Origin of the sequence: Enterococcus sp. DIV1444a, from assembly GCF_051712125.1 — a bacterium.
Classification (GTDB): Bacteria; Bacillota; Bacilli; order Lactobacillales; family Enterococcaceae; genus Enterococcus; species Enterococcus faecalis.
In genome coordinates, this window is the sequence record NZ_JBIOOG010000001.1 from 2627971 (window position 1) to 2641410 (window position 13440).

Sequence of the window (13440 nt, forward strand, 5' to 3'; positions counted from 1 at the left end):
TATTTATTTTTTTTGGCTTTTTTTAAAGAATTTCTTTTTTGTGGAGAAAAAGAGAAATTGTATTTGTCTTCTTTTTCCACTATAATCAGTCTATACCAACAATGAAAAGGCATTCATTCTATTTTTAAAAAATAAGATTGGAGGAACGTGTTAATGAAAAACCACTATTTGGATCAACGGATTCGGATCAAAAAACCGAATTTGAGCCTCACAGAAAAGAAAATTTCCGATTACTTTGTTCATTCTGAATCATTATTGACACAAATGACGTTAGAAAGTCTGGCCAACGAAATTGGCGTCTCCCAATCTTCCGTGTATCAATTTGTAAAAAAGATTGGCTATTCTGGGTTCCAAGAATTTAAAATTGATATCGCCAGAAATTCTAATTATCAGCCGACTTTTCAAAACGTCAATAGCGTGAATGGCGCCGATGATATTTCACCAGATGATGATAGTATTACGATTGCTAAAAAAGTCTTACAAGCCAATATTTATTCCCTCAGCAACGCCACACAGTTCTTAACAAAAGAGTTGTTAGATAACGTGTTGGCTTTGATGTACTCTGCCAAAACGCTTCATTTTTTTGGGCAAGGTGGCTCTTCGATTGTGGCTTTTGATAGTTTCCATAAATTCATTCGGACCAACTATCGGTGCAACTACATTTTTGATTACCACATGCAGTTAAGTTTTGTCACAAAATTAACCAGTGAAGATTGCGTGTTTATTTTTTCCCATTCAGGCAAAACCAAAGAATCAATCAACCTAGCACGACAAGTTAAAAAAACCAACGCAAAAATGATTACGTTAACCGGCAACAGCGGCTCAGAATTGGCAGGCTTGTCCGATGAAGCAATTATTGTCGTCACCGAAGAAGGTTTGTTTCGTGCGGAATCCTTGGCTTCACGGATTAGTTACTTAACGGTAATGGATATTTTATATACAAATACGATGTATCACAATTTTGATCAAAATGCCGATTCCTTGAAAAAAATCCGTGATAACATTAGCACGACTAAGACCGATCCACATTATTTGTCGTAAAGATCTGAATGGTGCTTCTTTTTGTAATATGGGGCCTCGCAAATTGGCTTGACACCGTGAATCTACATTTTATGAAGCAAGTGAACTCCCATGGAGGTATTTAAAAAGCGACCAATTTTTTGGTCGCTTTTTATCTTGTGGGTAAAAATAAGTTAGAAAAAAGAACTTACATGACTACTTTCATAGCCTTAAATTTTAAGATAAACAACAGTTCCCTATTTATGGAACAATAGATGACATGTATAATTAATCAATGTATTCAAGCCTTTGAGAGTGTTAAACAGTATCAACTCCACAAAGCTCCGTTTTCATTAGTCTCTAGGTATTAAATTAACTATTGTAATTTTTCTCTTTCTTCCCAAATCTTCCTTCTTCGAATCGCTTCTTCAGAATAACTAGGTACAAATTGATCACCCTTTAATTCATATCCTAAAGACTCCAAAAGAATCATCGCATACTCCTGAGAAATATTCAAATTGATTGCTAATTCGTTAAGTTCCCAGTTCCCTTTATTTATAATAAACTCCCTTAGTTGCCTTGAAGATCGTATTCCTTGTTTATTTACCCAATATTCAGCTATTTTTTGAATATCTTTATATTTTAATTTATACTGTAAATTCTTCAAGTTATCTTTTACATAATCAACCGCTAATGCTAAAAAAACTTGAAACATTATGTTACTAAGATTGTTTATTATTACTTCAAGAAAAGAGCCTGACCCTGCCGCTGCCCCCATACCTTTTGGTACATATATATATATGACAGAAATATCGTTTCTTATATGTCCTTTTTCCTTCAAATTCTTTAATTCTTTTAGCTTCCAATTATGTTTGACGTTATCAAAAATATCAAGAAATATCACTTCATTTTTTTCGTTAAAATAATAGTTAAGCATACTATCATAAAGATTTTGTCCTTTTATTGGATTAAGAGAAAGATAAACAAATTGGTTGATTATCTTTCCTTTAAAATTACTCATTTTATGTTCAGTACACCTCTTAGCTATATCTCTAGCTATATCTGTTATTGAATCATCATCATCCAGCTCCTTTGTTACTGTATAAAAATCATCCAGACTAAAATTTTTTAGATCAATATCTGGGGCATCGATATAAATAAATGTCATTTCCATGAATACAACTTCTCCTTTACCATATTTATTTACTTGATTCCTTTTTACAATTATCTTACATGTTAATTTTACTATTAAAAATACTGTTACACAAAATTTTATATAAAAAAGAATTAGAGTTATTACATAAGCATAAGCTATTGCAACACTTCTTTAAAAACATAAAAATTATTGCCTCTTCTGTAGGTCTCTTAACTAAGTTTTTTGTACGCTACTAGTTACTTTTTTCTTTATCTTTAGATTTCGCTAAATAAAAATTTTTCCGCTCTGCTTTATTTTGCAACTCATCAATTGGTTCAAAGAAAATACTAAAAAACGCTTGGCATAAGCCAAGCGTTTTGATTCTCTCATTACATCGAACCTTTAAAAACATCTTTATTCTTAGCAAAATAATCAACACCAGAGTAAATGGTGAAAATCAAGCAGACATATAGCATGATTTGATCTAGTGGTAGATGGAGTGCTGAAAATGGAATGTTGTTAATGAACAGCAAAATAATTGCAACCATTTGGGTAGCTGTTTTTACTTTTCCTGGCCAAGCTGCTGCCATCACTTCGCCATGTTCGACTAATAACAACCGTAAACCAGTTACTGCCAATTCACGACAAACAATAATTGCTACAATCCAAGCGGGTACTTTGCCTTGACCAACTAAGACGATAAAAGCGGTCATCACTAGCATTTTGTCCGCTAATGGGTCCGCAAATTTTCCGAAGTTCGTCACCAAGCCTTGCGCACGGGCAATTTTGCCATCCAGCCAGTCTGTAAAACTAGCAACTGCAAAAATAATCGCGCCCACTAATTGGGTAACGGCTAACGTTGTGTCGCCAAAACTAATCGTTCCCCAGTCCATTGGTACTGATACAATAATAATAAAAATCGGAATCATAAATATTCTTAAAACAGTTAATTTATTTGGTAAGTTCACTTCAATTGCCCCTTCCTTCTCCTGTTCTATTTTACGTTATCTTGCTGGCAGTGTCACGAAAAAAAGAAAAGAATCTGGAATAATTGCCGTTTGACAGTTTATCCAGATTCTTCTTACACCATTTCTAACGATACGTAATCCCTAATGTAACATCCTTACGAATTAAAACTGGCGTTTTTTCCAGTGTTAAATCGGCGCCATCGACTTGAATGGCGACGTTATTTGAGGCGCCTAAAATCAGTGTCGCATTGGCGGCATTCGCAGGTAAAGCTGTTGTTTGGGTCTCTCCTGCTTGCAGAGTGTGTTGGTAAGTATAGTTACCATCGACCATCACGCCAATCCAGCAAGAGCCTTCAGTTCCTTTAAAGGTAATATTGATTGGACTATTCGCATCTTTAACCGTTGCAGTTACTTGATTGTTGGCATCACTCACCACAGCCACAGCTGTTTTCTTCTCTGGTTCGCTTGAAGAAGACGGCGGTGTACTACTTTGTGTGCTACTTTCTGGGGCTTGACTTGATTCTTTGGGTTTTTCCACACTGGCACTAGTTGCCGGTGTTTGAATAATCGGTTCGGCTTTTTGATCTTGCCACATAATATACAGCACCACGACCGCAATAGCTAAACCAATTAACGAAAAGGCGATGGCCGGTAAATTACGCAGTAACCAACTGGCTTGCTTTTCTTCGTCATGTAATTGCTTACGTGACCCTTCAAGCTCTTCATACACTGGCTTGGGCTCTTCGACAATTGCTGGTTCTTTGCCATCATAGATATCTACCAATTGATTGCCATCTAAGCCAACCGCACTTGCATATTGGCGGATAAACGACCGCACATAAAAGGTGCCTGGTAAGGACTCAAAATCGTTTTGTTCAATAATTTCTAAATATCTTTTTTGAATTTTTGTCATTTGTTGCAGTTCATCAATTGAGATGTTCTTCTGCAATCTTGCTTCTTTTAGTGTTTCTCCAATATTTACGCTGGCCACTCGTCCATCTTCTCCAGTCTATTTTGTTAATTTATCGATTGTCTCATCAGTCTTTTTCAATTGCCAAGGAAAACATTCCCGTCCTTTAAGAATACCACAAAAGAAGCCAACTGAGGATAACAAAATTGAAAGATTTCAAAGATTTTTCTTTTTCTTAAACAGTTGGTTTATTGCTCGGTTTCTCCTTTAGGATACATGTAGAAACGGCTCAGTCCTTCTTCACGAATAAAGGTCTCTGCTACTTGGCGGACATCTGCTAATTGAATGCTTTCAATGACTTCAATCTTATCAAACAGCGTGGTTTCCCCAAACAATGATTGTGAAAATTGGTTGGCGATATATTCTAAAGAGTTTAAGGATTGGAAGTATTTACCAATCATTTTTTTCTTCAATAAGGTCAAATTTTCTTCCGTTAATTCTGGACTTGTTGTGGCAGATAATAAAATAGCTTCAATTCGTTCTGCTAAAACTTCTGGTTGCTCACTATCGCCGCCAATATCCGCAAAATGGAAACTGCGATCTAGATTAAAGTCATAACTAAAACTATCATCTAACAAGCCTTCATCATAAAGAGCCAAATAGTTTTGAGAGGTATTACCAAACAATAATTGTAACAACAAATTCACGGTGACTTGATATTTCATTAAGTCACGACCCGTTGTTGGTACTTCGTCTAAGCCTTTCAAGCCAACAAGCACTTTTGCCCGTGTGACCGCCATTTCAATGGCGCTCTCTTTGACAATGTCAGCAGCTGTTTCTTCTGGAAAATGCCGACGAATGGGTTGGGCGGCAGGAAACTCTTTCGCCGCTTGGTTTTCACGAATGAAAGCCATTAACGCTTCAGGATCCATTTTCCCTACCACGAATAAGGTCATATTACTTGGATGATAAAACGTATTGTAGCATGTATACAAATCTTCTGCGGTAATTTCCGCGATACTTGTCACTGTACCGGCAATATCAATATGCAATGGATGTTTCGGATAAAGGTTGCCTAAAATACCAAAGAACAAGCGCCAGTTAGGATCATCTAAATACATTTGAATTTCTTGTCCGATGATGCCTTTTTCTTTTTCGACCGTTTCCTTCGTGAAATACGGCGATTGCACAAAATCAAGCAATGTTTCTAGATTTTGCGTCACTTGATCCGTCGTTGAAAACAAATAACTCGTCTTCGTAAAACTGGTAAAGGCATTCGCTGAAGCCCCTTGTTGCCCAAATTTTTGGAAGACATCGCCATCTTCTTTTTCAAACATTTTATGTTCTAAAAAGTGGGCGATTCCGTCAGGTACTTCAATCATTTCCTCTTGACCAATTGGCACGAACGTGTTGTCAATTGAACCATAATCGGTCGTAAACAAGCCATACGTTTTTTGGAAATCATTTTTCGGTAATAGGTAAACTTTTAAACCATTCGCCAGTGTTTCTGTATACAATGTTTCTTTAATTTGTGCATAGTCTTTTTTAATCATTTTCCGTTTCTCCTTCCAAAAAGAAGATCGCTTGAAGTTCCAAGCGTTTGGCTACTTCTTGGATTTCTGGAATAGTTACGGCATTGATCCGCGCAATCCATTCCTCCGCCGTCAGCATCGTCTGCGGCATTAATTCGTTCAAGTATTCTTTTTCCAGCCACGCGCCGGCATTATCTAACGCTAAGATATACTGATTTTTTAGCATTGCTTTCGTTTGTTCAATTTCTAATTCGCTAATCTTACCTAAGCGAATATTTTCCAATTCTGTCGAAATCAAACGCAAGACCTGATTCCGATTTTTGCCATCGATTCCTGTTTGGACCGTCATCAAGCCACGGAAGGTATCGATACTACTAGAAGCATAATACGCTAAATGTTCTTTTTCACGGACATTCATAAATAATTTAGAATGCGGGAAACCGCCAAAAATCCCATTAAACACTTGCAACGCAAAATAATAGCTATCGCCATAATAAATATCCGTATTGTAAGCCAAGTTTAATTTCGATTGGGCTAACACCTCACGCTCGGTCCGTTCTTCAATCACATTGCGAATTGGTTGATTGTAGAAAATCGCAGCTTTGCCTTCTTCACGAGGCGTAAACGATAATTGCTTGAATAATGGCACTAACTCCGCCTCATTGACATCGCCTAAGACAAAAATATCCACTTGATCTTCCGCAAGCATTTTTTGATAATACGCCGCTAATGATGCCGCTGTTTCCTCAGCTAACGCCGCAACGGTCCCGAAACTAGGGATTTTTTGATCCTCCGATTGATTAAAATAAACACTTTGAAGCGCCAATGAGGCATAGGTTTGCTTATCCTCCACAATACTTTCCAAGTACGCTTTCAAGTTCTCTTTCTCCCGTTGGAAGGTTTCCGCTTCAAATTGGCCCGCTTGAATATTGGGGGCAAAAATAATTTCCTTCAAAAAGTCCACCGCTTCGGCCAGGACCTGACTATCCTGTAAATAATGATCATTGACAATGTTCATAGAAATATTAAACCAATGTTGATTGCCTTTTTTGGAAACGCCAATCCCAAAGCTGGCGCCGTAAAGTTCCGCCAAACGCTCACTTAACTTGACTTGATTCGGGTAATTTAAGCTGTTGGTTTCCATCAAACTGGACAACAGCGTTCTTTTTGTAATAGTTTCATGATTTAATCGTGTATTAAAGCGGACTAAAAGACGCACCGTTTTATATTTTTCTGTAGGAATGACGTGTAAATTCACGCCTTTAACTAATTGAACAGACATTGCCGCATCGCTCCTTCATTTGCTTCATCTTACCTAAAGAATGCTGTGAAATATATGTATCGCGTAAATTCTAAAGCATTTTTTAATGTTTTTTCCAATAGCTCCATTATAACACAGCTTCAGGTGCTTTCTGAATGATAAGAGTTTTTCAGTTCAAATTTTCAAGAAGATTCGGTATACTGTTTTTAAAGTGAGGAGGGAAACAGGAATGATTAAAGAATTTAAAGAGTTTATCATGCGCGGAAGTGTCTTAGACCTAGCCGTCGGTGTTGTCATTGGTAGTGCGTTTACGGCAATTGTGACACAAGTGGTGGAAGGCTTGATTACCCCGTTAATTAGTCTGATTTTTGTCTTGACGACTGGGAAAAAGAGCGCTGACGATGCGTTGGGTGCCCTTGTCTATAAAGTCGAAGGCGTTGAATTCAATATTGGTAGCGTGATTAGTGCACTTATTACATTTTTAATTACGGCCTTCGTCCTCTTCTTGATTGTCAAAGCGGCCAACAAAATGAAAAACCGTGGCAAAAAAGAAGAAGCGGCAGAAGAAGAAGTGGTACCAACGAGCGAAGATTACTTAAAAGAAATTCGCGATTTATTAGCAGCGCAAACACCGCCTGCTGAAACTGTCAAAACAGACAGCACTTTCACAGAGAAATAAGCAAAAAGTCATCCTGACGGGATGACTTTTTTGTTTTGTCTTAGATAGATGGTCCTGCGACGAGGTTCCAGGTGATGTTGCCGGTGTAGGCGCCTGCTGCTAGTTGAGGTGTAGGTGTGGTAATGTTCAAACTAATTTTACTCAATTCTCCTGTCCAAAGCCCTTGCCCTTTACCCGCGCCCGCATTTACCATTAGTGATGCATCTGTACCAATAGTTATACTGGTACCTGAAAAAATTGGTGCAGATGGATCTGAAGAAAAACCGGGTCTAGACTGTTGATAGACTTTCGTTTCAGAGTTATATACAGCATACCCTCCTGTTTGAGTAAAGTTAATAGCACCTTGTAATGTATCAGTTTTACTGGTCATACTGGGAATTTGAGCAGTAACATGCCATCCTTCTTTCGTTCCTCGCACGTCACCAATACTAAAAAAACGACTATAAGTATGAGCTGGTCCAGTAGGTGAGGTATACTCCCATGCCCTAATTGGAATGGCTGATGTATCATCTGTAATTTTTTTAGTACTAAAGGTCATATCTGTAGGAATATTTAGTAAATCAAAATCGGTATTTGATTCATTTGGATCAGGATTACTTGTCCCATTGCCATTATCTTCCTGATTTTCTAAAGATCCCCCTTCAATCCCCACCGTCACCGGTGTTTTCCCTGTCGTAGTTGCCTGTGCCGAAAGAGGTGATAAACTAGCGCCAACGACCGCACTACCAACCAATAAACTTGCTAAGATTTTCTTTTTCATTCTATGTACGTCTCCTTTAACTATTATGAATTTCCAGAGAGCGCTGATCATTTCTGCGGCACTTCTGAAGCTATAGCCTTATTATACAAGAATCTGCCCTCGTCGTAATTTTAAATATTTAACAGCCATCTGTAAAAATCGATGATTCCTTTAAAACCAAGCATTTCTACTGATTTCAAGCTTTAATTTCAGCATTTTTTGATATTTACAAATGTTATTTAATGATTTTTTCGTCAAATTCGTTTAAAAAACAAGGAGAAAACGTCAAAAAGTAAGAGTTGGACCTCTACTTTTTGACGTTTTCTCCTAAAATCTTATACATTTACCGGCGGTTCTTGCGAAAAAACCGTCAATTTCCATTTAATGACAGCCGTTTTTGTATTTGTTCGTCACTAAGACTTACAATTTACGGCGACGCGCAAATTCCACAAACTTAAATTTGTTTAAGCGGTGACGGGATTCCGTATAACCAAAACAGCGGGTATCTTCCAAGTTCATGATACTGCGGACCACGACGACATGATTGCCTTCGACTTCACCAATCAGCTGCTTGTCCATCTCTGTGAGCGGTTCCACGGTAATTTCTTTCTGGGCGTAACTAATCGCCAAGCCAAGGTCGTTTTCCAAATAATCAAAAATCGAATCTTCGGCACGATGCTTCGGCAGTTCAGGGACAATCTCTTTAATCAAGTAATCAATATCTAAAATATCAACTTCCCCTTCAATCTCCCGTTGCCGAACTAAGCGCCAAACAGGGGCCCCTTCCCTCCAACCAGTCAACTGAGCCAAGTTGCGCTCCACAGGAATTTCTTCTAAGGAAACCACATGAGTATGACTTTCAATATGTTGCGTTTGTTGTAACTCCTTGTAACTGGTCACTCCTGAAATAGGAAAATTAAATTTTTTAAAGTTTAAGACAATCGAGCCTTTGCCTTGTTTTTTCTGAATGTAGCCAGCGTTAATCAGTAAATTTAAAGCTTTTCGAATTGTTTCACGGGAAACATTGTAGGTTTCAACTAATTGATTTTCACTAGGTAATAAATCGCCCGGCTGATACTCACCTTGGACAATTTGTTGTTCTAATTCTAAAAATATGTCATGAAACTTGTTCATGCCGATCCTCCTCTACCAACAATTTCTTTTCTAAAAGCATAGCATATTCCCTCCGAAAAACCTAGAGCTGGTCAGAAAAATCCCCCGCACTTTCTGCTCTTCTTACACTACTGACTCCTACAGTCAAACCGCGGATTTATAGCCTTTTTTTCGAAACTAGCGCAGTCTGTTACAGCGCCCTTCTGGAAAACTTTTCTTAAGAATCTAGGGAAAATCCTTGTAATTCTGATTCGTTCATACTATACTGTAGTCAAACACAACATGTCTATACAAGTTCACAAGGAGGCGCCAAACATGACCATTTTAGAATTATCATTTGCAACGAACCAACTAACGACGACTTTTTTTAACCATAAATTGGAACCGCTTCACCAAAAAACGTTCCCTTTTGAAGCTTTAACCATCGAAGAAACAGTTCCTGAATTGTGTCAATTGATTTTGGCAGAGGCTGCGCCGATTCTGGGGGGGATTGTGGCTGATTTCCCAGCGGATTTCTTTTCGCCAGAGGAAACGTTGGCGTTAGTTCCACAAGCGGTGATTCAAGCGTTTGCGGAACAGCTGAACACGCCACTTATAACGGCGGCCGAACAAGCGGCGGCACCGAATCTGCTGGCAGCATTTGAAGAAAAACGGCAGTATCTGGCTTGGCATTTAGATTATTATGGCTACGTACCTGGGAAAAATGAATATGCGGTGGAGTCCCTGTTAACTGTCGGCAATGGCTTTTTAGGCTTGCGCGGCACGACCCCTGAGATGACGATTTCTGATGATCATTATCCAGCGACCTACATTGCGGGGCTTTATAATACAGCGGCTTCGGAAGTTGCGGGTCAAGTAGTGGAAAATGAAGATTTCGTCAATGCTCCTGACAACCAACACATCGCTTTAAAAATTGGCGATGCCACTGACTGGTTAACGATTTCTCCAGACACGCTACAGCAATTACATCGTCAATTGAACTTGAAAACGGGATTGTTTGTCGCAGAAATGATTTTGAAAGATGCGGACAATCAGCAAATTAAATTAACGACGAAAAAAATTGCCAATATGGCGCAACCGAATGACTATCATCTGCAATATACATTTGAGCCGTTAAACTTTTCAGCCCCGATTACTTTGAAAACCGTCACTGATGGCAGTGTCTACAACTATAACGTGGCGCGATATCGCAACTTAACGGCGAAACATTTTCAAGTGACAGAATTAAGCGCTCAGGAAAACAAAACCGTGATTGAGGTTTGTACCAAGCAATCCAACTTGACCGTCCGAGAAACGGCTTTAATAACCGGTGATTTTTTTGAAAAAGAAGCCATTACGATTCAAGAAGAAACAGAAAAAATCGCCCAAGTGGTGACAGTGATGGCGCATCAAGGAACGCGCTATACGCTAGAAAAACAAGTCTATGTGCAAGCCAGCCATGCCGAACAAAGTTGGCAGGTACCGTTTACGCCAAAGGGCTCTTTTGCGGCCGCCGCTCAGGAAAGCGCCCGCGCTTGGCAAACCCTTTGGCAACAAGCCAACATTACCGTGACAGGCGATTTGATGTCTCAAAAACTTTTACGGATTCACAGTTATCACTTGCTGGCTTCAGCTTCGCCTTTTAGTAACCAAGCGCAAGCATTGGACGTCTCGATTACCGCCCGAGGCTTGCATGGTGAAGCGTATCGTGGACATATTTTCTGGGATGAAATTTTTATTTTACCTTTTTATATTCAACATTATCCCGACACGGCGAAACAGTTGTTGTTGTATCGCTACCATCGATTAGAGAAGGCGAAGGAAAATGCGGCGGCCAGCCAGTATCGTGGCGCAATGTATCCGTGGCAATCAGGACGTGACGGGCGTGAAACCACGCAAAAACTTCACTTAAATCCGTTGAATGGACATTGGGGCGAGGATCATAGTATTTTGCAACGCCATGTGTCCCTAGCGATTGCTTACAATGCTTGGTTGTATTGGCATAGTACACAGGATCATGAATTTATGAAAAAATATGGCGGCGAAATGTTGTTAGAGATTGCTCAATTTTGGAACAGCGCCGCTACGTTAGATGAAGCAACAGGACGGTTCTTTATTGATAAAGTGATGGGACCTGATGAGTTTCACGAGGGCTATCCAGACCAAGCGGAAAGCGGCTTGAAAAACAACGCCTATACGAATTTGATGGTGGTTTGGCTATTCGAAGAATTAACCAACATCTTGGCACTTTTCTCTGAGGAAGAACAGGCACAACTTTTTGCCAAAACTCAGACCACTTCCGCTGATCTAGCCCGCATGCAACAAATTCAAAATTCACTGGAAATTGAAGTTAATTCTGACGGCATTATTGCGCAATATGAAGGGTATTTCGGTTTAAAAGAGATTGACTGGCCAGCGATGAAAGAGAAATACGGCAATATTTACCGCATGGATCGGATTTTAAAAGCTGAAGGAGAATCCCCTGATGATTACAAAGTGGCGAAACAAGCCGACACGTTAATGTTGTTCTACAACTTAGACAAAACTCGGGTGGATCAAATTTTAGAAGATTTGGGGTATCAATTGCCTGCGGATTATCTGGAAAAAAATCTTTTGTATTATCTAAAACGGACGTCTCATGGTTCGACTTTGTCACGAATTGTTCATGCCCAATTGGCAGAAATGGCGCAATTCCATGAGCTATCTTGGCAACTTTATCAAGAAGCGTTGTATTCCGATTATCGTGACATTCAAGGTGGCACGACCGCTGAAGGGATTCATACAGGGGTTATGGCTGCGACGATTCACGTTACTTTAGCGACATATGCAGGCGTTGACACGCGCCAAAACGAGTTATCAATTTGTCCAAACTTACCTGAACATTGGCAATCGCTGGCGTTCCAGTTTATTCATCAAGGCGTGACGTATCAATTTTTATTAACACAAACCAGTGTCACGATTACAGCAGATAAAGAGACACAATTATTGGTTCAGGGCGCGTTGATTCCGTTAACCGCCGAACGACCAAAAGAAGTACATTATCAATAAAGGAGCGAACCACAATGACGATTGGATTTATTTTTGATTTGGATGGTGTCATTACAGACACCGCCAAATTTCATTATCAAGCTTGGAAAGCGTTGGCCGATTCGCTAGGTATCCCCATTGACGAAACCTTCAACGAAACATTAAAAGGCATTAGTCGGATGAATTCCTTGGACCGCATTTTAGCCCATGGCCACCGTGAAAATGCGTTTACTCCAGCAGAAAAAGAAGCCTTAGCTCAGCAAAAAAATGACCACTACGTTCAATTATTAGAACATTTAACAACAGAAGATGTTTTACCTGGTGTCGTGCCATTGCTACAGCAAGCCCAAGCACGTCACATTCCCTGTGCCGTGGCTTCGGCGTCAAAAAACGCGCCCCTGATTTTGGAAAAATTAGGCGTGCGCGCGTACTTCGCCACAATTGTCGATCCCGACTCGTTAAGCAAAGGCAAACCTGATCCTGAAATCTTTTTAGCCGCCGCTGACAGTATTGGCGTGCTACCGCAAAACGCCATTGGCTTTGAAGATGCACAATCAGGTATTGACGGCTTGAAAGCCGCGGGCATCTATGCCGTCGGCTTGTCGGCCAGCCAACCCTTAATCGGAGCCGACATGCAAGTTTCTGAAATGACTGAACTAAGCGTTGATGCACTGCTCAATCGCTAAAGAATGACAAGAACCATTAGTAGCAGGCACCTCTTTTCATCTACATTGTATCTATGCTAGAATGTAGATGAAAAGAGAGAGAGGCTTCAACATACCTCTCTGATGTAGAGCCGTTTATGACGGTGACCTTTTTAGTTACAAAAAATAACCATACTCGGTCAAAGTAAACGGTTATTTTTTATTGTCATTTTTAACAGCTTTTTAGTTTCCAAGGACCAATACTTTACTATTAGCAACGAAGTTCACGGTCCTTTGTGCTTGTCTCCACGTTCATTTCTTTTGCTTATTGTTTAAATCCTACTAACGGAAAAATGAAATCAACGAATTTTATCCCCGCATAAAAACATAGGGCAAACATCAAAATCTTAATTAAGATTTTGACAATTGGTCGTTCAGTTATCTTTTTCATTTG

General features: G+C 39.5%; 12 protein-coding genes. 4 read left to right on the forward strand and 8 right to left on the reverse strand.

Annotation, left to right across the window (positions count from 1 at the left end):
- Positions 1-153: 153 nt before the first annotated feature.
- Positions 154-1041 (forward strand): MurR/RpiR family transcriptional regulator, encoded by an 888-nt coding sequence (locus tag IGI87_RS12660; protein WP_002383224.1) that lies wholly within the window; start codon positions 154-156, stop codon positions 1039-1041.
- A 334-nt stretch (positions 1042-1375) separates the two neighbouring features.
- Here IGI87_RS12660 and IGI87_RS12665 read toward each other — a convergent pair whose 3' ends face one another.
- The 5 genes from IGI87_RS12665 to yfmF form a co-directional block, all read right to left on the reverse strand.
- Positions 1376-2173, reverse strand: coding sequence for a hypothetical protein (locus tag IGI87_RS12665; RefSeq protein ID WP_438737268.1), 798 nt, complete (start codon positions 2171-2173; stop codon positions 1376-1378).
- Between the two features lie 350 nt (positions 2174-2523).
- Positions 2524-3102: a CDP-diacylglycerol--glycerol-3-phosphate 3-phosphatidyltransferase gene (gene pgsA / locus IGI87_RS12670; RefSeq protein WP_104854417.1), complete on the reverse strand. Its 579-nt coding sequence runs from the start codon at positions 3100-3102 to the stop codon at positions 2524-2526.
- Between the two features lie 124 nt (positions 3103-3226).
- Positions 3227-4093 (reverse strand): RodZ domain-containing protein, encoded by an 867-nt coding sequence (locus IGI87_RS12675; protein ID WP_104854416.1) that lies wholly within the window; start codon positions 4091-4093, stop codon positions 3227-3229.
- A 167-nt stretch (positions 4094-4260) separates the two neighbouring features.
- Complete coding sequence (yfmH, locus tag IGI87_RS12680; RefSeq protein ID WP_438737270.1) at positions 4261-5565, reverse strand: EF-P 5-aminopentanol modification-associated protein YfmH; 1305 nt, start codon at positions 5563-5565, stop codon at positions 4261-4263.
- Entirely contained in the window at positions 5558-6826 is a 1269-nt protein-coding gene (gene yfmF, locus IGI87_RS12685; RefSeq protein WP_113794669.1) for an EF-P 5-aminopentanol modification-associated protein YfmF, read from the reverse strand. Before yfmF ends, yfmH begins: the two co-directional genes overlap by 8 nt.
- 208 nt (positions 6827-7034) lie before the next feature.
- Between yfmF and mscL the strand changes: the two genes are divergently transcribed.
- The gene (gene mscL, locus IGI87_RS12690) at positions 7035-7484 is read left to right on the forward strand and encodes a large conductance mechanosensitive channel protein MscL (protein WP_002354883.1); all 450 of its coding nucleotides are present in this window, start codon (positions 7035-7037) and stop codon (positions 7482-7484) included.
- Positions 7485-7524: 40 nt separating this feature from the next.
- On the opposite strand, the gene IGI87_RS12695 is transcribed toward mscL, so the two are convergent.
- Both IGI87_RS12695 and treR read right to left on the reverse strand, forming a co-directional pair.
- Positions 7525-8244, reverse strand: coding sequence for a WxL domain-containing protein (locus tag IGI87_RS12695; RefSeq protein WP_113794670.1), 720 nt, complete (start codon positions 8242-8244; stop codon positions 7525-7527).
- Positions 8245-8643: 399 nt separating this feature from the next.
- A complete protein-coding gene (gene treR / locus IGI87_RS12700; RefSeq protein ID WP_002415630.1) occupies positions 8644-9357 on the reverse strand; it encodes a trehalose operon repressor in 714 nt (237 codons plus the stop codon).
- Positions 9358-9618: 261 nt separating this feature from the next.
- Between treR and IGI87_RS12705 the strand changes: the two genes are divergently transcribed.
- Together IGI87_RS12705 and pgmB are read left to right on the forward strand one after the other, a co-directional pair.
- Complete coding sequence (locus tag IGI87_RS12705) at positions 9619-12363, forward strand: glycoside hydrolase family 65 protein (RefSeq protein ID WP_113794671.1); 2745 nt, start codon at positions 9619-9621, stop codon at positions 12361-12363.
- Between the two features lie 14 nt (positions 12364-12377).
- Complete coding sequence (pgmB, locus tag IGI87_RS12710; RefSeq protein WP_113794672.1) at positions 12378-13028, forward strand: beta-phosphoglucomutase; 651 nt, start codon at positions 12378-12380, stop codon at positions 13026-13028.
- Between the two features lie 283 nt (positions 13029-13311).
- Here the strand turns inward: pgmB and IGI87_RS12715 are convergent, their stop codons facing one another.
- Positions 13312-13437 (reverse strand): hypothetical protein, encoded by a 126-nt coding sequence (locus tag IGI87_RS12715; protein WP_002383214.1) that lies wholly within the window; start codon positions 13435-13437, stop codon positions 13312-13314.
- Positions 13438-13440: the final 3 nt, after the last annotated feature.

Coding starts and splice junctions, on each gene's coding strand:
- mscL (WP_002354883.1), top strand. CDS start 7,035: ATGATTAAAGAATTTAAAGAGTTTATCATGCGCGGAAGTGTCTTAGAC.
- IGI87_RS12660 (WP_002383224.1), top strand. CDS start 154: ATGAAAAACCACTATTTGGATCAACGGATTCGGATCAAAAAACCGAAT.
- IGI87_RS12695 (WP_113794670.1), bottom strand. CDS start 8,244: ATGAAAAAGAAAATCTTAGCAAGTTTATTGGTTGGTAGTGCGGTCGTT.
- yfmH (WP_438737270.1), bottom strand. CDS start 5,565: ATGATTAAAAAAGACTATGCACAAATTAAAGAAACATTGTATACAGAA.
- pgmB (WP_113794672.1), top strand. CDS start 12,378: ATGACGATTGGATTTATTTTTGATTTGGATGGTGTCATTACAGACACC.
- IGI87_RS12705 (WP_113794671.1), top strand. CDS start 9,619: ATGTCTATACAAGTTCACAAGGAGGCGCCAAACATGACCATTTTAGAA.
- treR (WP_002415630.1), bottom strand. CDS start 9,357: ATGAACAAGTTTCATGACATATTTTTAGAATTAGAACAACAAATTGTC.
- IGI87_RS12665 (WP_438737268.1), bottom strand. CDS start 2,173: ATGGAAATGACATTTATTTATATCGATGCCCCAGATATTGATCTAAAA.
- IGI87_RS12715 (WP_002383214.1), bottom strand. CDS start 13,437: ATGAAAAAGATAACTGAACGACCAATTGTCAAAATCTTAATTAAGATT.
- yfmF (WP_113794669.1), bottom strand. CDS start 6,826: ATGTCTGTTCAATTAGTTAAAGGCGTGAATTTACACGTCATTCCTACA.